This is a genomic window from Saccharothrix deserti (genome assembly GCF_009769385.1).
Taxonomy (GTDB): Bacteria; Actinomycetota; Actinomycetes; order Mycobacteriales; family Pseudonocardiaceae; genus Actinosynnema; species Actinosynnema deserti.
Genome location: NZ_VKAB01000008.1, coordinates 475868 through 497957, shown reverse-complemented (window position 1 = coordinate 497957; position 22090 = coordinate 475868). Strand labels below are relative to the sequence as shown.

Below are 22090 nucleotides of genomic sequence, written 5' to 3'. Positions count from 1 at the left end.
GTCGCACCACCGCACAGGGAGTCGCATGGCGCCCAAGGTCGTTCTCGTCACCGGATGCAGCCGTTTCCTCGGCGGCCACCTCGCCGCGCGCTTCGCGGCGAACCCGGACGTCGAACGCGTGCTCGGCGTGGACACCGAGCCGCCGTCCCGTGACCTGCTGCGCCGCATGGGCCGCGCCGAGTTCGTGCGCGCCGACATCCGCAACCCCCTCATCGCGAAGGTCATCGCCACCGCGCACGTCGACACGGTCGTGCACGCGTCGGTGACGGCGAACCCGGCCGGTCCGGCGGGTCGGACCGCGATGAAGGAGATGAACGTCATCGGCACGATGCAGCTGCTGGCCGCGTGCCAGAAGTCGCCGCACGTGCGCAAGCTGGTGGTGAAGTCCACCAGCGCGGTCTACGGGTCGAGTTCACGCGACCCGGCGGTGTTCACCGAGGACATGGGCCCGAAGGACCTGCCGTCCAGCGGGTACGCCAAGGACGCGGTCGAGGTCGAGGGGTACGTGCGCGGTTTCGCCCGGCGCAGGCCGGACGTCGACGTCACCGCGCTGCGGTTCACCAACTTCATCGGCCCGCGCATCGACACCGTCCTGACGAGGTACTTCGCCCTGCCGGTCGTGCCGACGGTGCTGGGGTACGACGCCAGGGTGCAGTTGCTGCACTCCGAGGACGCGCTGGCGGTGCTGGAGCGGGCGACGTTGCACGACCTGCCCGGCGTGTACAACGTGGGCGGTGACGGTGTGCTGCTGCTGTCGCAGGCCATCCGCCGTGCGGGCCGGATCAACCTGCCCGTGCCGAGCGGGGCGGTGCCCATGATGGGCAGGTTGTTCCGCAGTGCGCGGCTGGTGGACTTCTCCCCGGACCAGATGAGGTTCCTCAACTGGGGACGGGTGGTGGACACGACGCTGCTGAAGCAGGAGTTCGGCTTCACCCCGAGGTGGACCACCCAGCAGGCGTTCGACGACTACGTGAGCGGGCGCGCCCTGCGTCCGATCATCGACCCGGAGTTGGTGGCGTCGGTCGAGCGGGGCGTCCTCGACGTCGCCGCCCGGCTCCGCTAGACCGCCGGCAGACGCGAGGAGGTGGACACGTGGCAGAGGCACGGGTGATCCCGTTGCACGGTGCGGACCGGGAGGCTTCCCGACGACGGCGCGGCGCGGCTCAGGCGAGAACCCAGGCTTTGGGGCAGCTTCCTGAGCCCCCGCCGCCGTCGTCGCTGTCGCCGTCGCGGGAGTCCGCGCACGAATCGGCGCCCGAGCCCGAGCCCACGTCGTCGGAGCCGGCGGCTTGGGAGCGGCACCTGGCGGACCTGCTGAGCTTCGCCCGCAGGCGCATCCAGGGCGACTACGAGGTGGACGAGTTCGGCTTCGACCCGGACCTGACCGACCACATCCTGATGCCGCCGCTCAGGCCGCTGTACGAGAAGTGGTTCCGGGTCGAGACGATCGGGATGCACAACGTGCCGGGTGAGGGCGGTGCGCTGATCGTCGCCAACCACTCCGGCACGCTGCCGTTGGACGCGACGATGACCGCGTTCGCGGTGCGGGCGGACCACCCGAAGCGTCGGCACCTGCGGATGCTGGGCGCGGACCTGGTGTTCAAGACGCCGGTGCTGGGTGCGTTGGCGCGGAAGTCGGGGCAGACGCTGGCGTGCAACCCGGACGCGGAGCGGCTGCTCAGGTCGGGCGAGCTGGTCGGCGTGTGGCCGGAGGGGTTCAAGGGCATCGGCAAGCCGTTCAAGGACCGGTACAAGCTCCAGCGGTTCGGGCGCGGCGGGTTCGTGTCGGCGGCGTTGAACACCGGTGTGCCGATCATCCCGTGCTCGATCGTCGGTGCGGAGGAGATCTACCCGATGATCGGCGATCTCAAGGCGCTGGCCAGGCTTTTCGGGTTCCCGTACTTCCCGGTGACGCCGTTCTTCCCGTTCCTCGGCCCGCTGGGCGCGATCCCGTTGCCGTCGAAGTGGTACATCGAGTTCGGCGAACCGATCCGGACCGATGTCTACGGCGAGCACGCGGCGGACGACCCGATGCTCGTGTTCAACCTGACGGACCAGGTGCGCGAGACCATCCAGCAGACCCTGTACCGGCTGCTGACGCAGCGCCGGAACGTCTTCCTCGGCTGAGGCCGGCTCGGCTGAGGCTCGGGCCGACGCGACGGCCACAACGGCTTCGCAGGCGTCCCCCGCCCAAGGGGACCCCTGCTTTAACCCTGCCACAAGGGCCCGACAGCTCTGGTCGGTCGACGGCGGACTGTGGACAACCGCGCAGGGAGGCGGGCGTCAGCGGTCGGGACAACCGCGCAGGGGTCGGGCGTCAGCGGTCGCGGCGGCGGTAGGCCAGGGTGGCGGCTACGGCGCCTGCCAGGGCGCCGGCGCCCAGGACGGACGGGACGCCGATCTTCGCCGCCTTGCGGCCGGTGCGGAAGTCGCGGATCTCCCAGCCTCGTTTGCGGGCGGTTTCGCGGAGGCCCGAGTCCGGGTTCACGGCCACCGCCGTGCCGACCACCGAGAGCATCGGGACGTCGTTCACCGAGTCCGAGTACGCGGTGCACCGCCGCAGGTCCAGGCCTTCCTTCGCGGCCAGCGCGCGGACCGCGTGTGCCTTCGCCCGGCCGTGCAGCAGGTCACCGACCAACCGGCCCGTGTAGATGCCGTCGGTGTTCTCCGACACCGTGCCCAGCGCGCCCGTCAGGCCCAGCCGCCGGGCGATGATCTGCGCCAGCTCCACCGGCGTCGCCGTGACCAACCAGACCCGCTGCCCGGCGTCCAGGTGCATCTGCGCCAGAGCCTGGGTACCGGTCCAGATCCGGTCCGCCATCAGCTCGTCGTAGATCTCCTCGCCGAGCGAGACCAACTCCGCCACCGACCGACCTGCTACGAACGACAGCGCCTGCTCACGGGACGCCGCGACGCTCTGCGGATCCTCCCGCCCGCCGACCCGGAACTTGATCTGCTGCCACGCGAACCCGGCCAGGTCCGAGTTCTTGAAGTACTTGCGCGCCGCCAGCCCACGCGCGAAGTGGAAGATCGACGCACCCATCATCATGGTGTTGTCGACGTCGAAGAAGGCGGCGGCGGTGAGGTCCGTGGCCGCGCTCCCAGGTGGCCCGACCACCGCCAGCGCGGCCTCGGCCGAAGCCTCACCGGCCAGCGCGGCAAGTCTCTCCCGCTCCGCCGAGCCCTCCACCACACGCCTTTTCACCACGTCAGCGCCTCCCGCGGTCCGATGGGGACAGGGTAGCGATCAGCCGCCGAGGCCGGGCAGGGGTAGCGACGGGAGCGTCAACGTGGGCAGCGGGAGCAGCGGTCCGCCCGGCGTGGTCGTCGGCACCGGCGGCGTCGACGACACCACATCGGGTACGCCGTCCGACGCGCTGGTGGCGCCGGGGCCGGACGTCGTGGGCGCGACGGCGGGCGTGGTGGTCTCCACCGCGGACGGTTGGCCGTTCGGCGACGTGCCCGGGTCGACCGGCTGCGTCACGCACTCGCCCTCGTCCGGCACCGGTCCGACCTGGTCGACCTGCCCCGACGTCACGGACACGCAGTTCGTCCGGGCGTGCAGCGCCGACGCGCGCTGCGCGATCCGGTCGAGCAGGTCCAGCGACGTCCCGGCCCGGTCGGCGGCGTCGGTGGGCAGCGACATCCGCAGCTCCGCCAACCGGGTCGCCTGCGCGGTGGCCCAGTCGCGCAGCTCCTCGAGGGTGCGCTGATCCGAGTTCGACCCGAACGCGGCCAGCACGCGGGAACCGGCCGCGGCGTCGGCGTCGAAATCGGTCAGCGCGGTCAGGTAGCCGCCGAGCGGTCCGTCGCCGGACTCGCGGTACCGGTCGACCAGCGTTTCCAACTCGTCGACGCGCGCGGCGGCGAACTCCAGGCGCTTGTAGCCCTTCGACTCCTCGCCGAAGGTGAGGCCGAGCGAGGCCGACTCGGCGGTGCGCTTGACGCCGTACAGCGCGTCACCGGGCAGCGCGTCCTGGCTCAGCAGCAGGCTCATCCCGGCCAGCGAGAACAGCAGGCACAGCGCCGCGGCGAGGGCTACCGCCAACCGACCCCTGGCTCCGCCGCGCCGTCTGTGGCGCTCCTGTTCGAGCAGGTCGAGCTTGGTGGGCGGCGGCGCGGTGGCACCCAGCACCCTGGCCCGCATCCGCGCCTTGGCGTCCTCGTCCGGACCGCTGGTGACGGCGGCTTTCCGCAGCAGCGCCACGACGGCCAGCTCGTCGGCGAAATCCCCGACGGCCGAGTCGGGCGAGTCAGGTGAGTCAGCCGAGTCGGGTGGCACCGGTCCGGGCGGTGTCGAACCGGGACGGGCGTCGACCGCGCGGGCGAACTGCTCGCGCTGTCTGTGACGCCACAGTGGCGTGATCCCTCTTCGTACCATCCCGCAGGCCAACCATCCCGAACCGTCTCGAGCGATCCTGCCCCGAGTAACGAACCGGGAGGTCCCGGGGTTACGCGAGCACGAGCGGTGCGACGGTGATCACCGCAGCCAGGTGGGCAGCAGTTGGGCCAGCCGGCGTACCGCTCGGTGCTGCAGGGCCTTGATGGCGCCCTCGTTGCGCCCCATCCTCGCTGCCGTCTCGGCCACGGACAAGCCCTGGATGAAACGGAGGGTGATGCATTCACGCTGGTCTTCACCCAATTGGGCGACACAGCGGAGCAGTTCGGCGTTGGTCGCGTCGGTCAGCACTTCCTGCTCGGGACCGTCCGTGACCTCGCGGTTGTCCGCCAGTTCGGCGGTCGTGATCTCCAACCGGTACCGGCTGGACTTCACGTAGTCGAAAACGATGTTTCGCGCGATCGTGACAAACCAAGCGCCGACGTCGCGGCCCTGGTAGCTGATCGAACCGATGCTGCGCAGCGCGCGGAGGAACGTCTCGCTGGTGACGTCCTCAGCCAGCGTGCGGTCGCCGACCCGGAAGAGCACGTAGCGGTACACCACGTCGACGTACCGGTCGTAGAGCGCGCCGAACGCGTCCGTGTCGCCGCTCTGAGCGGCGCGGACCAGGTTCCACGGCTCGTCGGCCGCGTCGCTCTCCACGCTCTCGATCGTGCTGGACTGCCCTCCCGCACTCCACCTGGAGCGGAGCGTCCGGATAGTTCGGACGGAGTTTTCGCGTGCCCTTGCGGTCATCGGCTCGCGGCACCTCCACAGAGTCGACGTGCCGGCAGCATACGTGTTGTTACTCCGTAGTAGGTAGCGGCAAGTGGTCTCGAATCCGCGACGCGGACGGAGGCACTTCGTGACTCCTCGTCCACGTGACAGACTGCGCTGAGGTCCGCTGTGGTTACCAGGAGGTCACGTTGACCGCTTCAGCAAGCAACATCGCCGACCTGGTTCGCGCCTCCGCGCACCGTGGACCCAAGCACGTCGCGGTGGTCGATGTCACGACTGCGAACAGCTACACCTGGGCCGAGTTCGACGCCGCCGTGGACGGTGAGGCGCACAGGTTGGTCCAAGCGGGTGTGGAACCGGGCGACCGGGTGGTCGTGCGGCTGCCCACCGGCCCGGCGTTCTGCGTCGCGGTGTTCGGCGTGCTGCGCGCCGGCGGTGTCCTGGTGCCCGCCGGACCGGGCCAGCCGACCCGCGAGCTGCAGCGGCTGGTCGCGGACAGCGGCGCGAAGCTGCTCATCGGCGACGGCGGGGGCGCGGACGTCGAGGCGCTGCCCGCACCGACCATGGAGCCGGGCGAGGAGTTCACCGCGATCGGCGGCGGCGAGGACCTGGCCGTGCTCGGCTACACCTCCGGCACGTCCGGCTCGCCGCGCGGCGCGATGCTGTCGCACCGGGCGCTGCTGGCCAACGTCGAGCAGTGCGCGTCCCTGCGGCCCGCCCCGGTGACCGCGGGCGACCGGGTGCTGCTGGCGTTGCCGCTGTTCCACGTCTACGGGCTCGGCCCCGGTCTGCTGCAGGTGGCGGGCGCGGGCGCGACGGCCGTGCTGCTGGAGCGGTTCGACCCGGACCAGGCGTTGACCGCGATCCGCGAGCACCGGGTGACCACGCTGGTCGGGGTGCCGCCGATGTACTCGGCGATCCTGGCCCAGCCGGTCGAACGGCTCCGCGAGGACCTCGCCACGGTCCGCCTCTTCACGTCGGGCGCCGCACCGCTGGCCCCCGGCCTGCTGGACACCATGCGCGAGGCCGTCGGCCTGCCCGTCTACGAGGGCTACGGCCTGACCGAGACGGGCCCGGTGCTGACCACGACGCTGGCCGGCGGCGTGCCCAAGGCGGGTTCCGTCGGGCGCGCGCTGCCCGGTGTGCAGGTGCGGCTGGTCGACACCGACGGCCGACCGCTCGACCAGGACGAGGACGAGCCCGGCACCGGCCTGGTCGCGGCCAAGGGCGACAACCTGTTCAGCGGGTACTGGCCGGACGGCGCGCACGGCCCGGACGCCGAGGGCTGGTTCCGCACCGGTGACGTCGGCTACCTCGACGAGGACGGCGACCTGCACCTGGTCGACCGGGCGGGCGACCTGATCATCGTCAACGGCTTCAACGTCTACCCGCACGAGGTCGAGCAGGTGCTGTGCGAGCTGGACGGCGTGGCCGAGGCGGCGGCGGTCGGCGTGCCGGACGAGCGGACCGGCGAGTCGGTGAAGGCCGTCGTGGTGCCGGTCGAGGGCGCCGAGTTGACCGAGGACGCGGTGAAGGACCACTGCGCCGGACGGCTGGCGAAGTTCAAGGTGCCGACCGTGGTCGAGTTCGCCGCCACGCTGCCGCACTCGCCGACCGGGAAGCTCGCGCGAGCCCGCCTGCGGCTGCCCCTAGCCTGAACGGCGTGAGCCACCACGTCACCTTGATGAGCCGGGTCGACTGCCACGCCTGCGAGCAGGCCAAAGCCGATCTGGAGCGGATCTGCGGCGAGCTGGGCGTGCCGTGGGACGTCCAGGACGTCGACGCCGACCGCGAGCTGCGCGCCGAGTACGGCGACCGGGTGCCGGTGATCCTCGTCGACGGCGAGGAGCACGGCTACTGGTCGGTCGAGGAGGACCGGTTGAGGGCCGCCCTCGCCTGATTACCGGGCGCTTACGAATTCGGTGAACCGGCGTCCGGCGGGTGTCGAATTGAAGGCATGAACCGTTGGACCGCCGCCCTCGTCGGACTCCTCGGCGTGGCCGCCGCACTCGCCGCCGGACACCTGGTCGCGGGCGTGGTCGAGCCCTCGGCGTCCCCGTTCCTCGCGGTGGGCAACACCGCGATCGACTTCACGCCGAGCCCGGTGAAGGATTTCGCGGTCCGGGCGTTCGGCACCTACGACAAGCTCGTGCTGCTGCTCGGCATGGCGGTGGTGCTGCTGGCCGTGGCGGCGGTCGCCGGGCTGCTGTCCCGCCGTTCGCCGATGCCCGGCACGGTGCTGGCCGTCGTGCTCGGGCTGCTCGGCGTCGGTGCCGTGCTGTACCGGCCGGACCTGGGTCAACTCGGCATCCTCGCCCCGACGGCGAGCCTGGTCGCGGGCGTCGTGGTCTTCCGCCTGCTGCACGCCAAGGCGTCAGCCGCCGAGCCGACCGAGTCGCCCACCTTCGACTACGAGGGCCGCCGCAGTTTCCTCAGGGCTTCGGCCGCCACGGCGGCCGGTGCGGGCCTCGCGGGTCTGATCGGGCAGTTCGCGGGCACCAGGGTGGACGTGGAGGCGTCACGGCAGGCGGTCGGCGACCTCAAGCCCACCTCGCCCGCACCGGCCATCCCGGCGGGCGCGGATTTCGCCGCCGAGGGCTCACCCACCTTCATCACACCCAACAAGGACTTCTACCGGATCGACACCGCGCTCAGCGTGCCGCGCATCCGCGCCCAGGAGTGGGCGCTCCGCGTGCACGGCATGGTCGACCGCGAGCTGAACCTCGGCTATGACGACCTGCGGGGCCGTGAGCTGGTGGAACGCACGATCACCCTGGTGTGCGTGTCCAACGAGGTCGGCGGGCCGTACATCTCCACCGCGAACTTCGTCGGCGTGCCGCTGCGCGACGTGCTGGTGGAGGCGGGTGTCCGCGAAGGCGCGGACCAGCTGTTCTCCAGGAGCGTGGACGGCTGGACCGCCGGCACGCCGCTGGACGTGGTGCTGGAGGAGGACCGGGGCGCGCTGATCGCCCTGGCCATGAACGGCGAGCCGCTGCCGCTGGAGCACGGGTTCCCGGCCCGCTTGGTCGTCCCGGGCCTGTACGGCTACGTCTCGGCCACCAAGTGGGTCGTCGACCTGGAGGTGACCACGTTCGCCGACCGGCGGGCGTACTGGCTCGAGCGCGGCTGGGCGGCGAAGGCGCCGGTCAAGCTGATGTCCCGGATCGACCGCCCCGAGCACCGGTCGACGGTGCCCGGCCGGGTCGTGGCCACCGGTGTGGCCTGGGCCCAGCCCACCGGTGTGGCCGAGGTCGAGGTGCGGGTCGACAACGGGCCGTGGCAGACCGCGACGCTGTCCGCCGACGTCGACGACTCGGCGTGGCGCATGTGGCGGGTCGAACTGGACCTCGCGCCGGGAGGTCACACCATCGAGTCACGGGCGACGGACAAGTCCGGCAACACCCAGCCGCAGGAGCGCGTCGCCCCGGTCCCGGACGGCGCCACGGGCTGGCACTCGATCTCCTTCACCGTCGGATGATCACCCGAAAAGGTGTGAATCCATCGGCAGTCGCGGCGGATTCACCCCATGGTGAGCGGCACCCCGTATCCGCGGGCGGGCGCGGCTCACCTTGTCGTTGGGGGGATGTTCATGAGGGAGTACCGCGCTGTTCCCAGAGCTGACGGAGCCGAACCGGCTCCGGTCCATCAACTTTGTGCATGCGTTCACAAGCGGTACGGTGGGTCCATCACTCCGCTGGTGACGGTGCCCGGCGGGTCAGTGCGACGGATGTCGAGGAGTACCAGCGTGGCGGCTCAGCGGGGCGAGGGTGACGGTGTCGTGACCAGCCCGGAAGCGCCCGCCGACGTCCGGGAGCGGGCACGCGCGATCCCCGAGGCGGCGGTGGCGCGGCTCGCGGTGTACCTCCGGGTGCTCTCCGGCATGGTCGAGCAGGGCGTGACGACCATCTCCAGCGAGGAACTGGCGGGTGCGGCGGGCGTCAACTCGGCGAAGCTCCGCAAGGACCTCTCCTACATCGGCTCCTACGGCACGCGCGGCGTCGGGTACGACGTCGAGGTGCTGGTGAGCCACATCGAGCGGATCCTCGGCCTCACCCGCAAGCACTCGGTGGCGGTCGTCGGGATCGGTAATCTTGGTCACGCGCTGGCGAATTACGGCGGCTTTCCCAGCCGCGGTTTCCCGGTCGCCGCCCTGTTCGACATCGATCCCGACCTGACGGGAGTGCCGGTAGGTGGCATACCTGTCAACCACATCGACGACATCACGTCGGTCTGCTCGGAACGCGAAGTGTCGATCGGGGTCATCGCGACGCCGCCGCAGGCAGCTCAGGCCGTCTGCGACCGTTTGGTATCCGCCGGAGTCCAGTGCATCCTGAACTTCGCACCCGTCGTGCTCCAAGTGCCGGACTACGTCGAAGTGCGCAAGGTCGACCTGGCGGTCGAAATGCAGATCCTGTCGTTCCACGTGGCGCGGCGGGCTGACGAGGCCGCCAGTGACGTGGTCAACGGCATCGGTGTGGACGGGGTGGTGATTCGCCCGTGATCGTGCGGGTAGTGAGCCGATCGGTGGTGGCGGCAGCATGAGCGAGCTTGCGAGCGAGTCATTCAACGCAGCGTGCCACGGTCTTGTCACGCCGAGCGCCGGCGAGGTGTGTGCATGAGCGTGCTGGTCGTCGGGCTGTCCCACCGGACCACCCCGGTTCCCGTGCTCGAGCGCGTCGCGGTGGCCGACGCCGACCGCGGCAAGGTCCTCGACCAGCTGCTGAAGGCCCCGAGCGTGTCCGAGGCCGTGCTGCTGTCGACCTGCAACCGGGTCGAGGTGTACGCGGTCGTCGAGACCTTCCACGGCGGCATGAACGAGGTCGTCGAGGTGCTGGCCCGCCAGGCGGGCGTGGAGCCGAGCGAGCTGTTCGAGCACTTCTACGTGCACTACTCCGCCGCCGCGGTCGAACACCTGTTCTCCGTGGCCGGCGGCCTCGACTCGATGGTCGTCGGCGAGGCCCAGATCCTGGGCCAGCTGCGCAACTCGTACAACGCCGCCGACGAGGCGGGCGTGGTCGGCCGCACGCTGCACGAGCTGATCCAGCAGGCCCTGCGGGTCGGCAAGCGCGTGCACACCGAGACCGACATCGACCACGCCGGCGCGTCCGTCGTCTCCGAAGCGCTGGCCGACGCGGCCGAAGCCCTGGATGGTCTCGAAGGCCGCAAGGCCCTGATCGTCGGCGCGGGCTCGATGGGCGGCCTGGCCGCCGCCCACCTGCGCCGCGCGGGCATCGGCGAGGTCGTCATCGCCAACCGGACCGCCGCCAACGGCGCGCGCCTGGCCACGGCGCTGCGCGCGGACGGCGTGCCCGCCACCTCGACCGGCCTGGACAACCTGGCCGACGCGATCGCCGAGGCCGACGTGCTGTTCGCCTGCACCGGCTCGGTCGGCACGGTCATCGGCGCGGAGCTCATCGGCGAACGCGAGCCGGACCGGCCGCTGGTCGTGTGCGACCTCGGCCTGCCCAAAGACGTCGACCAGGCCGCGACGCTGCTCAGCGGCGTCCGCGTGGTCGACCTGGAGACCCTTCAGCGCAGGCTGTCCGACGCCCCGACCGGGCAGGGCACGCTGCGCGCGGCGGAGATCGTGGCCGAGGAGGTCCGCGCCTACCTGGCCGGGCAGCGCTCGGCCGGGGTCACGCCCACTGTGACGGCACTGCGCAAGCGCGCCGCCGAGGTCGTGGACGCCGAGTTGCTGCGGCTCGACTCGCGGCTGCCCGAACTCGACGGCGCGGTGCGCGACGAGTTGGCCAAGACCGTGCGCCGGGTGGTGGACAAGCTCCTGCACACCCCGACCGTGCGGGTGAAGGAGCTGGCCGCGGCACCCGGTGGCGCCGGTTACGCCGAGGCGCTGCGCGAGCTGTTCGGGCTCGACCCGCAGGCGCCGTCCGCCGTCAGCACTCCCCATTCGACGCAACCCAAAGGTGAGAAGCGGTGAACCGCACCCTGAGGATCGGCACCCGCGGCAGCGCCCTCGCGCTCGCGCAGACCGGCCACGTGGCCGATGCGCTGCGCGAGGCCGGCGCGGACGTGGAGATCGTCACGATCTCCACACCCGGAGACCGCTCGTCCGCCCCCATCGCCGAGATCGGCATCGGGGTGTTCACCTCGGCGCTGCGCGACGCGCTCGCCAACGGTGAGATCGACATCGCCGTGCACTCCTACAAGGACCTGCCAACGGCCCGCGACCCACGCCTGTCGCTGGCCGCCGTCCCGCCGCGCGAGGACCCGCGCGACGCGCTGGTCGCCCGTGACGGCCTGACCCTGGGCGAACTGCCCACCGGCGCGAAGGTGGGCACCGGCTCGCCGCGCCGCGCCGCGCAGCTCAACGCGCTCGGCCTGGGTATCGAGGTGGTCGCGTTGCGCGGCAACGTCGACACCCGCATCCGCAAGGTCGCCGACGGTGAGCTGGACGCCGTCGTGCTGGCCCGCGCCGGCATCGCCCGCCTCGGCCGCACCGCCGAGATCACCGAAACCTTGGAGCCCATCCAAATGCTCCCCGCGCCCGCACAGGGCGCCCTCGCAGTGGAGTGCCGGGTCGACGACGTCGACACCGAACACCTCCTCCAGTCCACTTTGGACGATTCGGCCAGCAGGGCCGCTGTCGCCGCCGAGCGCGCCATGTTGGCCGCGCTCGAGGCGGGTTGCAGCGCGCCGGTCGGCGCACTGGCCGATGTGGTGGAAGACCTCGCCGAAGACGCAGCCGACGGGTCGACGCGAGTCGTGCTCCGCCTGTCCTTGCGCGGGGTCATGGCGACGGAGGACGGCGACCTCCTCCGTGCGTCCGCCACCGGTGACTTGACCGCAGCAGAGGAACTCGGCCGCGCGCTGGCCGCCGAGTTGCTCGACCTCTCCGGCCACGCCACCGCGTCGCCGGCGGGGCGTAGTTGATGGGGAGTGCCCTGATGACCCGCGCACGCAAGACCCCCGGCCGAGTCGCGTTCGTCGGCTCCGGTCCGGGCGACACCGGGCTGCTCACGGTCCGGGCCCGCGACCTGCTCCACAAGGCGGAGCTCGTGGTCACGGACCCGGACGTACCGGCCGAGGTGGTGGCGCTGGTACCCGACGGCGTCGAGGTCCGACCCGCCGTGGGCGACCCCGCCGACGTCGCGAAGGACCTGGTCACCGAGGCGAAGAACGGCCACGCCGTGGTCCGCCTGGTGGCCGGAGACCCGCTCACGCAGGACTCGGTGGTGAAGGAGGCGCAAGCCGTCTCCCGGACCACGATCGCCTTCGACGTGGTGCCAGGCGTCCCCGCCGGCACCGCCGTGCCCGCCTACGCAGGCGTCGCACTGGGCGCCGTGCACACCGAGGCCGACGTCCGCGGCGTCGTGGACTGGAACGGCCTCGCCGCCGCACCCGGAACCCTCGTGCTCCACGCCACCGGCGGCCACCTGGCCGAAGCCGCGTCCTCGCTCGTCGAGAACGGCGTCGCCCCGCAGACACCGGTAGCGGTGACCTGCGACGGCACCGGCTTCGGCCAACGCACCGTCGACACCACCCTGGCCTCGCTGGCCGCCGACGCCGGTGACCTGGGCGGCCCCCTGGTCGTCACGGTCGGCCCAGCCGTCGCAGGCCGCACCAGGCTCTCCTGGTGGGAATCGCGAGCCCTCTACGGCTGGCGAGTCCTCGTACCCCGCACCAAGGAGCAGGCGGGCGCGATGAGCGACCGGCTGCACTCCCACGGTGCGATCCCGGTGGAGGTCCCGACCATCTCGGTCGAACCGCCGCGCAGCCCGGCGCAGATGGAGCGCTCGGTGAAGGGCCTGGTGGACGGCCGCTACCAGTGGGTCGTGTTCACCTCGACCAACGCCGTCCGCGCCGTCTGGGAGAAGTTCCGCGAGTTCGGCCTGGACGCCCGCGCGTTCTCCGGCGTGAAGATCGCCTGCGTCGGCGAGAGCACGGCCGCCAAGGTCCGCAGCTTCGGCATCATCCCCGAACTGGTCCCGAGCGGCGAGCAGTCCTCCGAGGGTCTCCTCGCGGACTTCCCGCCGTACGACGACATACTGGACCCGGTGGATCGTGTCCTGCTCCCGCGAGCGGACATCGCCACCGAAACCCTGGCGGCCGGCCTGCGTGAACGCGGCTGGGAGATCGACGACGTCACGGCGTACCGCACGGTCCGCGCCGCCCCGCCGCCCGCGGACACCCGCGAGATGATCAAGTCCGGCGGTTTCGACGCGGTGTGCTTCACCTCGTCGTCCACGGTCCGGAACCTGGTCGGCATCGCGGGCAAGCCACACGCCCGAACGCTGGTCGCCTGCATCGGCCCGCAGACGGCGGAGACGGCACGCGAGTTCGGCCTCAGGGTCGACGTGCAGCCGGAGGACGCCAACGTCCCCGCCCTGGTGGACGCCCTGGCCCAACACGCAGCACGACTCCGCGCGGAAGGCGCCCTCCCGCCCCCGCGCAAGACCAAGCGACTCCGACGCTCCTGACACCCGAAGTCGCACCGCAACACCGGCAGTAACCGCAACACCACTCGTAACGCGAGAAACAGGCCCCCGGCCAAACCGCCGGCGGCCGACGAGGCCCGATTTGACATGGGTTCGAGTGCCATAGGCTGGTCGTAGCCGGCAGGCTTGGCGGGACGCTTTTCCCCGCCATGCCTGCCGGTTGCGGCCTGCCTCCGGTGCTCGTAAGGGCCCCATGTCAAATCGAGCCGGCCTCAACCACAGACTTCACGAAGCCCAGAACAGGCGTACCCCCCGCGCGAAGCACCCCCGACGCACACCAAACCACAGGGCACCGACAAGACCAGGCCGGACAAAACCCGGACCACACCGGACGAACCCGGACCACACCGGACAAGACCAGGGAGTGCCGCCGTGTTCCCAGCCCACCGCCCCCGCCGCCTGCGCACCACGCCGGCCATGCGCCGCCTGGTCGGCGAGACCACCGTGCGCCCGCGCCAGCTCGTGCTGCCGATGTTCGTCAAGGAAGGCGCCGACGCGCCGGTCGAGATCAAGAGCATGCCGGGCGTCTACCAGCACACCCGCGAGTCGCTGCGCAAAGCCGCCGTCGAAGCGGTCCAGGCGGGCGTCGGCGGGATCATGGTGTTCGGCGTGCCCGCCGAGCGGGACGCGGTCGGCTCCGGTGCGACCGACCCGGACGGCATCCTCAACGCCGCGCTGCGCGACCTGCGCTCCGAACTCGGCGACGCCACCGTGCTCATGTCCGACTGCTGCCTGGACGAGTTCACCGACCACGGGCACTGCGGCGTGCTGACCCCGGACGGCGCCGTGGACAACGACGCCACCCTCGAGGTCTACGGCGAGATGGCCGTGGCCCAGGCCGAAGCAGGCGCCCACGTCGTCGGTCCCAGCGGCATGATGGACGGCCAGATCGGGTTCATCCGCAACGCGCTGGACGAGGCCGGTCTCACCGACACCGGCATCCTCGCCTACAGCGCCAAGTACGCGTCCGCGCTCTACGGCCCGTTCCGCGAGGCGGTCGAGTCGCAGCTCCAGGGCGACCGCAAGACCTACCAGCAGGACCCGGCGAACGCCCGCGAAGCGCTGCGCGAGGTGACCCTGGACCTCGCCGAGGGCGCGGACATGGTGATGGTCAAGCCCGCCCTCCCGTACCTCGACATCGTCAAGGCCGTCGCCGAGATCTCCGACGTGCCGGTGGCCGCGTACCAGATCTCCGGCGAGTACGCGATGGTCGAGGCCGCCTCCCGCAACGGCTGGATCGACCGCGATCGGACCGTGCTGGAGATGCTGACGTCGATCCGCCGGGCCGGCGCGGACATCGTGCTCACCTACTGGGCGGTGGAAGCCGCCGGCTGGCTGGACCGGGAATGACCGGACCAGGAATGCCGGGACCCCGAGCCAAGCAGACCCCGCCCAAGCCCACCCCGCCCAAGCTGATCGACCTCGCCCGGTGGCTGTTCATCCTCAGCGCCGTGGTCGGCATGGGCCGGTTCATGGTGCAGCTGTCCGACCGCGAGATGCTGATCGGCGAACTGCGCGCCCAGCAGCCCACCCTGGGGCAGGACGAACTGGACGCCGCCGCGACCGGCGGCATCGTGTTCGGGTTGCTGATGGCGGTCGCATTGCTGCTGGTCTACACGTTGCTGGCGAACCGGATGGCGTCCGCCCGGAACTGGGCGCGGATAGTGCTGACCGTGCTCGCCGGCGCCGGGATCTTCTTCGGCTTGCTGCGGCTGATCGCCGTCGGCTCGGGGTTCACCGAGGCGTTCGGACTCGTGGTCAGCCCGGTCGACCTGGTCTTCGGCGGGATCACGATGATCATCGACGGGGTGGCCGTGGTGCTGATGTACCTGCCGTCGGTTTCCGGGTACTTCAGATCGGCACGTCCGGTCGGCGTGCACCCGCCGCAGCCCGCCAACGGCTTCTGACCCTCGGGTCAACGGCCGGCCGCACCCCAGCCCCCGAGGTCACAGATCTGCTGTCCACTGCCTGTCATGGTGGACAGCAGACATCGACCGGCCCTAGCGTTTTCAAACGTGACAACCCCAGAGGACCCCGAGAACAGGCCTCAGCAGCAACCTCGGCAGGAGCCGCCGCAACAGCCGCAGCAGCCGTACCTCCCGCCACCGCCCCCGTTGAGCGAATCCGACCTGAGCGGCGCCCCCTCGTTCGCGCGTCCCGAGACGGTCCAGCCCCGGGAAGTCCGGCTGTCGTTCTGGCTGTGGATCGCCGGCGCCGTGCTGCTCGTGCTGTCCTCCGCGCTGGTGCTGGTCCAGCGCGACGAGGCGGTCGAAGCCGCCCGCCGGGCCGGCACCCAGGGGCTCACCGAGGAGCAGTTCCAGGCCGCGGTGACCGTCTCGCTGGTGTTCGTGCTGGTCGTGGGCTTGATCCTGGGCGCTCTGATGGCGTTCTTCGCGTTCAAGGCGAAGGCCGGCCGCGGGTGGGCTCGGGTCGCGTTGACCGTGCTGGGCGTGGTGGTGTTCCTGTACCACCTGCTCGGGTTCTCGCTGGTGGGTCTGCTCATCGTGCTGGTCGTCGGCGCGGCGGTGGTGACCCTGTACCTGCCCGCCTCGAAGGCCTACTTCGACGCGGCCAAGCGGGTCGGGTGACCGAGCAGCCGCCCGCGGTGGTGCGCGGCGCGGTCGGTGTGTGGTTCGCCCTCGGGGCGTTCGTGCTGCTCACCAACGTCTACCTGTGGTTGCGGCGCGGCGCGCTGGAGGAGTCCGCGATCCGCGCCGGCCACGACCCGGCGACCGTCACCGGGTTGTTGACGCAGCTGACCGTCGTCGCGGTGGGGTTCGCGCTCGGCTACGGACTGTTCGGCTGGCTGCTGCGGCTGGGCAGGCGGTGGGCGCGCGGTGTGCTCACGGCGGTGGCCGTGGTGCACGTGCTGTGGATCGTGCTGCCGGGGGCCAGTGCGGTGAACCTGGTGACGTTGCTGTTGATCGCCGTCGGTTTGGCACTCACGTGGCTCCGCGGTACGGCACAGTGGGTGAAGCAGCACTAACCCCTGCGGAGAGCCCATGTCCGAACCGGATCCGTTCGCCTCGCCCTACCACCAGGTCAACCTCCCCGGTCAGCCGAACACACCCCTGCCTCCCGGCTACGGCGTGCCGCCCGGCTACGGCCGGCCGGCCGCCTACGGCCGGCCGGCCGCCTACGGCGTGCCGATGCCGATGCCGTCGGTCGACGCGCGCGAGCTGCCGCCGCCCCGACCGGTCACCGTGACGACCGCGTTCTGGTGCTGGATCGGCGGCGCGATCCTGGTCGTGCTGGTGCTGCCGGGGCTGTACTACACCGGGCTGGACGCCATGGTCGGCGACCTGCGGAGCGACTCGCTGAGCACCGGCGAAGCCGAGATCACGGCGCGGCTCATGCCGATCATGTTCATGGCGGCGTTCGCGGTGCTGTCCGTGCCGTACGTGATCGCCGCGTTCAAGCTGCGATCCGGGCGGGACTGGGCGCGAATCCTGTTGACCGTGCTCGGTGTGCTCGGCGGGCTGTTCGCGCTGGGGATGCTGCTCGGGTTCATGTCCGGTGAGATGCCCTTCCTGCACTGGGGTCTGGGCACGGCGTGGTCGCTGGTGTTCCTCGCGGTCTGCGCGTTGGGTGTCGTGGCGATGTTCCTGCCCGCGTCCAACGCCTACATGAGGTCGGTGAGGAGATGACGCAGCCGCCGTCCGGGCACCAGCCGCCCGAACACCAGCCGCCCGAACACCAGCCACCGTTCGGGCAGCAGCCGTTCGACCCGTACGGCCAATCCATGCGGCCGGTGAACTACCCGCAGGCCGGCCCGCAGCCCCCGTACCCCGGGCAGATGCGCAACATCGACCAGCTCACCACCGCGCTCGTCCGGCCCGGCGCGGTCGTGGTGGCGTTCGTGTTCTGGCTGCTGGCGGCACTGTCGTGGCCGCTGGGCACGGTGGTGCGGACGCTGGTGGAGGACGACGTGGCGATCGCCGGGATCGGGCCGGTGATGACGCTGTTCGCCACCGGGTGCCTCGGCGTCGCCGGAGTGTGGGGCGCGGTGCTGTTCCTGGGCGGCAACTACCAGGCGCGGCTCGGCCTGTGCGGCGGGTGGATGGTGATCGGCGTCCTCGCGCTGGCCGCCGCGATCGTCGCGGCACGGGACGGCGACACCGAGCCGGTGTCGTGGGTGGTGATCCTGCTGAGGCTGGCGCTGCCGGTGGTGGCGGCGGTGTTCAGCTTCCTGCCCGGCACGCGGCACTACTTCGCGGGGAACATGGGGTAGTGGAGCAGCCCACGTTGTACGCCGAACCCGGCACGTCCTGGTGGCCCCTGCTTTGGGGCCCGGTGTTCGCCGCGCTCGGGTTGGGCGTCGAGGCGTTGACCGGCTCGACCCGGCCGCTGCTGTGGTTCTTCGTCGCTCTCCTCCTGTTCCTGCCCACCACGTTGTGGGTGCAGGGCAGACGCCGCATCTACGCGGTGCGCCTCACGCCGGTCGCCCTGCACCAGGGCCGGGAGGAGCTGTCGATCCGGGACGTCGAGTCGGTCGAGGGCGTGGAGCCGCGGTCCGGCGCCAAGGTGCTGGGCGGCGGCTGGACCCTGCCGCGCGGCACGGAGGCGGTGCCGATCAGGCTCACCGACGGCACGGTGGTGATGGGCTGGGCACGGGACGCGGACGCGTTGCGCACCGAGATGGCGAAGCTGCTGATCACCCGTGGTGGCGAGCAGGGTGCGACCGAGGCGTGAGAAGCTGACCTACGTGACTGCGGCCACCGTCGAGACCGAGACCGAGCCGGAACCCGGGGAGCCCACGCTGCACCAGCCGAAACGCGCGCTCATCGCAGCAGGCGAAGTGGTGCTCGTGGCGCTGCTCGTGCCGGCCGCCGTCTGGTGCTGGAACCGGGGTGTCATCCACTACAGCTACCCAGTGCCCGACCACCCGCCGCTGGAGTCGACCCGGTTCAAGGGCAACTGGATCGGCGCGTCCGTCGGCCTGGTCACCGTCGCCGGGGTGCTGCTGCTCGACGCGGTGCGCCAGACCCTGCTCGCGGTGCGCACCCGTGGTCGGAAGCAGGTCGAAGAACCCGACGTGTGAGACTGGACCCCGTGACAGCGACGCGATCCCAGGAACTGTTCGAGCGCGCGGCGGCGGTGACCCCCGGTGGCGTGAACTCCCCGGTCCGGGCCTTTCACTCGGTCGGCGGCACGCCCAGGTTCATGGTCCGCGGCGAGGGTCCGCACCTGTGGGACGCCGACGGCAACCGGTACGTCGACCTGGTGTCGTCGTGGGGGCCGATGATCCTCGGGCACGCCCACCCGGACGTCGTCCGAGCGGTCCAGGAGGCGGCCGTGCACGGCCTGTCCTTCGGCACGCCCACCGAGGGCGAGATCGAACTCGCCGAGGAGATCATCGACCGGGTCGCGCCGGTGCACCAGGTCCGCCTGGTCAACTCCGGCACCGAGGCCACGATGAGTGCGATCCGCCTCGCCCGCGGTTTCACCGGCCGGCGCAAGATCGTCAAGTTCGCGGGCTGCTACCACGGCCACGTGGACGCGCTGCTCGCCCAGGCGGGCTCCGGGGTGGCCACGCTGGGCCTGCCGACGTCACCGGGCGTCACCGGCGCGCAGGCCGCGGACACGCTGGTGCTGCCGTACAACGACATCGAGGCGGTCCGGCGGGCGTTCGCCGAGAACGAGGGCGAGATCGCCTGCGTGATCACCGAGGCCGCGGCGGGCAACATGGGCGCGATCGCACCCCGGTACAACGCCGAGCTCAAGCAGCTCTGCCAGGCCGACGGCGCGCTGCTGATCATGGACGAGGTCATGACCGGCTTCCGGGTGTCCCGCGCCGGCTGGTACGGCCTGGAGAACGTCGGAGGCGACCTCTACACGTTCGGCAAGGTCATGTCCGGCGGCCTGCCCGCGGCGGCGTTCGGCGGCCGGACCGACGTGATGTCGAGGCTCGCCCCGTCCGGCCCCGTCTACCAGGCGGGCACGCTGTCCGGTAACCCGGTCGCGGTGGCGGCGGGCCTGGCCACGCTGCGCGCCGCGACGGACGACGTCTACCGCACCCTCGACGCCAACGCCACGCGCCTGGGCGCGCTGTTCACCGCCGCGCTCACCGAGGCGGACGTCAAGCACCGGGTGCAGTTCGCCGGCAACCTTGTCAGCGTGTTCTTCGCCGACGAAGAGGTCACCGACTACGCGGGCGCGCAGGCCGCCGAGACGTGGCGCTTCCCGCCGTTCTTCCACGCCCTGCTGGAACGCGGCGTGTACGCGCCGCCGAGCGCCTACGAGGCGTGGTTCGTCAACGCCGCCATGACCGACGAGGACTTCGAGGTCATCGCGGACGCCCTGCCGCACGCCGCACGTGCCGCCGCGGAGGCGACGAAGTGAGCAGAACAGTCGTCCACATGCTCCGGCACGGCGAGGTGCACAACCCGACGGGCATCCTCTACGGCCGCCTGCCGGGGTTCAAGCTGTCCGAACGCGGCCAGCGGCAGGCGTTGACCGTGGCCGAGCACCTGGCCGACCACGACATCGCGCACGTCGTGGCGTCGCCGCTGGACCGGGCGCAGCAGACCGCGTCGCCGATCGCCGACTCGCACCGGCTGGAACTGGCCACCGACGCGCGGCTGATCGAGGCGGACAACCAGTTCGAGGGCCTGAAGGTGGCCGTCGGCGACGGCGCGCTGCGCTCGCCGAAGCACTGGCCGAAGCTGGTCAACCCGTTCCGCCCGTCGTGGGGCGAGCCGTACCTGGAGATCGCGCACCGGATGCTCGGCGCGGTGCAGCGGGCCCGGTCGGCGGCCGAGGGCCACGAGGCGGTGTGCGTGTCGCACCAGCTGCCGATCTGGACGCTGCGGCGGTTCCTGGAGGGCAAGCGGATGTGGCACGACCCGCGTCGCCGCGAGTGCTCGCTGGCGTCGTTGACCAGCCTGGTGTTCGAGGGGGAGCAGTTGGTGCGGGTGGTCTACACCGAACCGGTCGGCGCGACGAACCCGAGGGTGACCGGGGCATGAGGGCGTTGACATCCGTCCTGGTCGCGGCGTTGCTGCTGGTCACGGGCTGTTCGACCGGGGACGACGCGGTGGTGGCCGGCTCCGAGTTCCAGCTGGTCGCGCCCAACGGCGAGACCAAGCTCCGCTATGAGGGCGACGAGCGCAAGACCGTCAAGGGCCTGACCGGGCCGAGCCTGATGGAGGACGGCAAGACGATCTCCCTGGACGACTACGCGGGCAAGGTCGTGGTCGTCAACATCTGGGGCGCGTGGTGCCCGCCGTGCCGCACCGAGGCGCCCGAGCTGCAGAAGGTGCAGGACGAGACGGGGCCGCTGGGCGTGCAGGTGCTGGGCATCGACGTCAAGGAGAACTCGACCGAGTCGCCACGGGACTTCATCACCAACCGCGGGCTGAGCTACCCGTCGATCTACGACGAGTCCGGGCGGGCGATGCTGTCGTTCCGCGGGCTGCCGCCGAACACCGTGCCGTCCACGTTCGTGCTGGACAAGCAGCACCGGGTGGCGGCGGCGTTCCTGGGCGGCGTGATCGCCTCGGACCTGGTGCCGCTGGTGAAGGACCTGGCCGCCGAATCGTAGGGACTACCGCAGCTCGGGCACCTTCGCCTTGAACGCGTTGATCATCGCGTCCCGGCCGATGAGGTTGAACTCGCGGCCGAGCGTGCGCATGATCGAGTTCTCGGTGGGCCGGTACAGGCCGGACGTGTAGTACCGGGCGCCCTCGAACGCGCCGACCACACCGCCGTCCGGTGACGCCTGGCCGAGGTAGGCCGACCACTTCGAGCCGGTGGCGTCCGCGGTCACGTTGACCTCGGTCGGCTCGGCGCCGGTGTACCGGTCGTACGGGTAGTCGTACTCGTCGGCCAGCTTGCCGATCGAGTGCCCCAACTCGTGCACCGCGATCTGCCCGGCCTGGTCGTTCGCGCCCGCCGCGGTCGCCACGCCACCGCCCGCGCCGCCGTACTTGGCGGTGTTGCCGAGCGCGATGACCTGGTCGGCCTGCGGTGCGAGCGCGCCGAACTGGGTGGCCTTGGTCTGGTTCACGCACAGCAGGCGTTCGGTCTGGGTGTCCCGGCCCTGGCACCAGAAACCCATGTCGAGGGCGGTGTCGCGGGCGGTGCCGAGGGTCGGGTCGTTGTCCACTCCGGACTCGGTCGACACGACGCTGACCTGCCAGACGTTGAAGTACTGGCGGTAGGACTTGAACGGCTCCACGGCGGACAGCTCGCTCCACTTGCTCACCACGTGGGTGTGGAAGAGCTCGATTTCGGCGGCTGTGTAGCCGTCGCCGACGAACACCAGGTCGAACCGCTGGTCGGGTGCGCCGGTCTCCTGGATGGGCACCACGTCGGCGGCAACTTCGGACGGCGCGGCTCGGGTCTCGACGGCGCGCGGGACGGGGGTCCGCGTGATCGTGCCATCCGGGGAGAACACCTCCACCAACTCCACCTCGGCCGCCGTGGACTCCGCGGCGCCGCCGGGCAGGGGAGCGGCGACGACTGCGAAGGCCACGGCCAGCACGGGCAGGGTGAGCCGGTGTGCACGCATGACGTC

The 22090-nt window shown here is 71.3% G+C and carries 24 protein-coding genes; 20 read left to right on the top strand and 4 right to left on the bottom strand.

The window, feature by feature from the left end; translation table 11 throughout:
* Window positions 1-25: 25 nt before the first annotated feature.
* Entirely contained in the window at window positions 26-1063 is a 1038-nt protein-coding gene (locus tag FM051_RS19705) for an NAD-dependent epimerase/dehydratase family protein (protein WP_158845236.1), read from the top strand.
* A gap of 29 nt (window positions 1064-1092) precedes the next feature.
* Window positions 1093-2127, top strand: a complete 1035-nt coding sequence (locus FM051_RS19700; RefSeq protein WP_158845233.1) for a lysophospholipid acyltransferase family protein — start codon at window positions 1093-1095, stop codon at window positions 2125-2127.
* 190 nt (window positions 2128-2317) lie between these two features.
* On the opposite strand, the gene FM051_RS19695 is transcribed toward FM051_RS19700, so the two are convergent.
* The 3 genes from FM051_RS19695 to FM051_RS19685 form a co-directional block, all read right to left on the bottom strand.
* Window positions 2318-3208: an HAD family hydrolase gene (locus tag FM051_RS19695; protein ID WP_158845230.1), complete on the bottom strand. Its 891-nt coding sequence runs from the start codon at window positions 3206-3208 to the stop codon at window positions 2318-2320.
* 39 nt (window positions 3209-3247) lie between these two features.
* The gene (locus tag FM051_RS19690) at window positions 3248-4381 is read right to left on the bottom strand and encodes a DUF5667 domain-containing protein (protein ID WP_158845227.1); all 1134 of its coding nucleotides are present in this window, start codon (window positions 4379-4381) and stop codon (window positions 3248-3250) included.
* Window positions 4382-4480: 99 nt separating this feature from the next.
* The gene (locus tag FM051_RS19685; RefSeq protein WP_158845224.1) at window positions 4481-5134 is read right to left on the bottom strand and encodes a sigma-70 family RNA polymerase sigma factor; all 654 of its coding nucleotides are present in this window, start codon (window positions 5132-5134) and stop codon (window positions 4481-4483) included.
* A gap of 170 nt (window positions 5135-5304) precedes the next feature.
* Here FM051_RS19685 and FM051_RS19680 point away from each other — a divergent pair, with 170 nt between their 5' ends.
* From FM051_RS19680 to FM051_RS19595, 18 genes are all read left to right on the top strand, one after another.
* The gene (locus FM051_RS19680; protein WP_158845221.1) at window positions 5305-6774 is read left to right on the top strand and encodes an AMP-binding protein; all 1470 of its coding nucleotides are present in this window, start codon (window positions 5305-5307) and stop codon (window positions 6772-6774) included.
* A gap of 5 nt (window positions 6775-6779) precedes the next feature.
* Complete coding sequence (locus FM051_RS19675; protein WP_202918911.1) at window positions 6780-7016, top strand: glutaredoxin family protein; 237 nt, start codon at window positions 6780-6782, stop codon at window positions 7014-7016.
* A gap of 57 nt (window positions 7017-7073) precedes the next feature.
* Window positions 7074-8594, top strand: coding sequence for a molybdopterin-dependent oxidoreductase (locus FM051_RS19670; protein WP_158845218.1), 1521 nt, complete (start codon window positions 7074-7076; stop codon window positions 8592-8594).
* Window positions 8595-8861: 267 nt separating this feature from the next.
* Window positions 8862-9617 carry a redox-sensing transcriptional repressor Rex gene (locus FM051_RS19665; RefSeq protein WP_158845215.1) on the top strand — a complete coding sequence of 252 codons (756 nt, stop codon included), beginning with the start codon at window positions 8862-8864 and terminating at the stop codon, window positions 9615-9617.
* A 114-nt stretch (window positions 9618-9731) separates the two neighbouring features.
* Window positions 9732-11054, top strand: coding sequence for a glutamyl-tRNA reductase (locus FM051_RS19660; RefSeq protein WP_158845212.1), 1323 nt, complete (start codon window positions 9732-9734; stop codon window positions 11052-11054).
* The gene (hemC, locus tag FM051_RS19655; protein ID WP_158845209.1) at window positions 11051-12007 is read left to right on the top strand and encodes a hydroxymethylbilane synthase; all 957 of its coding nucleotides are present in this window, start codon (window positions 11051-11053) and stop codon (window positions 12005-12007) included. Before FM051_RS19660 ends, hemC begins: the two co-directional genes overlap by 4 nt.
* Window positions 12008-12021: 14 nt before the next feature.
* On the top strand, window positions 12022-13554 hold the full coding sequence (locus FM051_RS19650; RefSeq protein ID WP_158845205.1) for a bifunctional uroporphyrinogen-III C-methyltransferase/uroporphyrinogen-III synthase: 1533 nt from the start codon (window positions 12022-12024) through the stop codon (window positions 13552-13554).
* Window positions 13555-13944: 390 nt separating this feature from the next.
* Entirely contained in the window at window positions 13945-14922 is a 978-nt protein-coding gene (gene hemB / locus FM051_RS19645; protein WP_158845200.1) for a porphobilinogen synthase, read from the top strand.
* Between the two features lie 11 nt (window positions 14923-14933).
* Window positions 14934-15479 carry a hypothetical protein gene (locus tag FM051_RS19640; RefSeq protein WP_158845196.1) on the top strand — a complete coding sequence of 182 codons (546 nt, stop codon included), beginning with the start codon at window positions 14934-14936 and terminating at the stop codon, window positions 15477-15479.
* Window positions 15480-15587: 108 nt separating this feature from the next.
* Window positions 15588-16160 carry a hypothetical protein gene (locus FM051_RS19635; protein ID WP_158845194.1) on the top strand — a complete coding sequence of 191 codons (573 nt, stop codon included), beginning with the start codon at window positions 15588-15590 and terminating at the stop codon, window positions 16158-16160.
* Entirely contained in the window at window positions 16157-16558 is a 402-nt protein-coding gene (locus FM051_RS19630; protein ID WP_158845191.1) for a hypothetical protein, read from the top strand. The genes FM051_RS19635 and FM051_RS19630 overlap by 4 nt, the downstream gene beginning before the upstream one ends.
* Before the next feature lie 16 nt (window positions 16559-16574).
* On the top strand, window positions 16575-17219 hold the full coding sequence (locus tag FM051_RS19625) for a hypothetical protein (RefSeq protein WP_158845188.1): 645 nt from the start codon (window positions 16575-16577) through the stop codon (window positions 17217-17219).
* A complete protein-coding gene (locus FM051_RS19620; protein ID WP_158845185.1) occupies window positions 17216-17803 on the top strand; it encodes a hypothetical protein in 588 nt (195 codons plus the stop codon). The genes FM051_RS19625 and FM051_RS19620 overlap by 4 nt, the downstream gene beginning before the upstream one ends.
* Complete coding sequence (locus FM051_RS19615; protein WP_158845183.1) at window positions 17803-18264, top strand: hypothetical protein; 462 nt, start codon at window positions 17803-17805, stop codon at window positions 18262-18264. Before FM051_RS19620 ends, FM051_RS19615 begins: the two co-directional genes overlap by 1 nt.
* 13 nt (window positions 18265-18277) lie before the next feature.
* Window positions 18278-18613: a hypothetical protein gene (locus tag FM051_RS19610; protein WP_158845180.1), complete on the top strand. Its 336-nt coding sequence runs from the start codon at window positions 18278-18280 to the stop codon at window positions 18611-18613.
* An 11-nt stretch (window positions 18614-18624) separates the two neighbouring features.
* Entirely contained in the window at window positions 18625-19914 is a 1290-nt protein-coding gene (gene hemL / locus FM051_RS19605; RefSeq protein ID WP_158845177.1) for a glutamate-1-semialdehyde 2,1-aminomutase, read from the top strand.
* Window positions 19915-19931: 17 nt separating this feature from the next.
* Window positions 19932-20540, top strand: a complete 609-nt coding sequence (locus FM051_RS19600) for a histidine phosphatase family protein (protein WP_158845404.1) — start codon at window positions 19932-19934, stop codon at window positions 20538-20540.
* Window positions 20537-21115 carry a TlpA disulfide reductase family protein gene (locus tag FM051_RS19595; RefSeq protein ID WP_158845174.1) on the top strand — a complete coding sequence of 193 codons (579 nt, stop codon included), beginning with the start codon at window positions 20537-20539 and terminating at the stop codon, window positions 21113-21115. Before FM051_RS19600 ends, FM051_RS19595 begins: the two co-directional genes overlap by 4 nt.
* A gap of 3 nt (window positions 21116-21118) precedes the next feature.
* Here FM051_RS19595 and FM051_RS19590 read toward each other — a convergent pair whose 3' ends face one another.
* Window positions 21119-22084 (bottom strand): M64 family metallopeptidase, encoded by a 966-nt coding sequence (locus FM051_RS19590; protein ID WP_158845171.1) that lies wholly within the window; start codon window positions 22082-22084, stop codon window positions 21119-21121.
* Window positions 22085-22090: the final 6 nt, after the last annotated feature.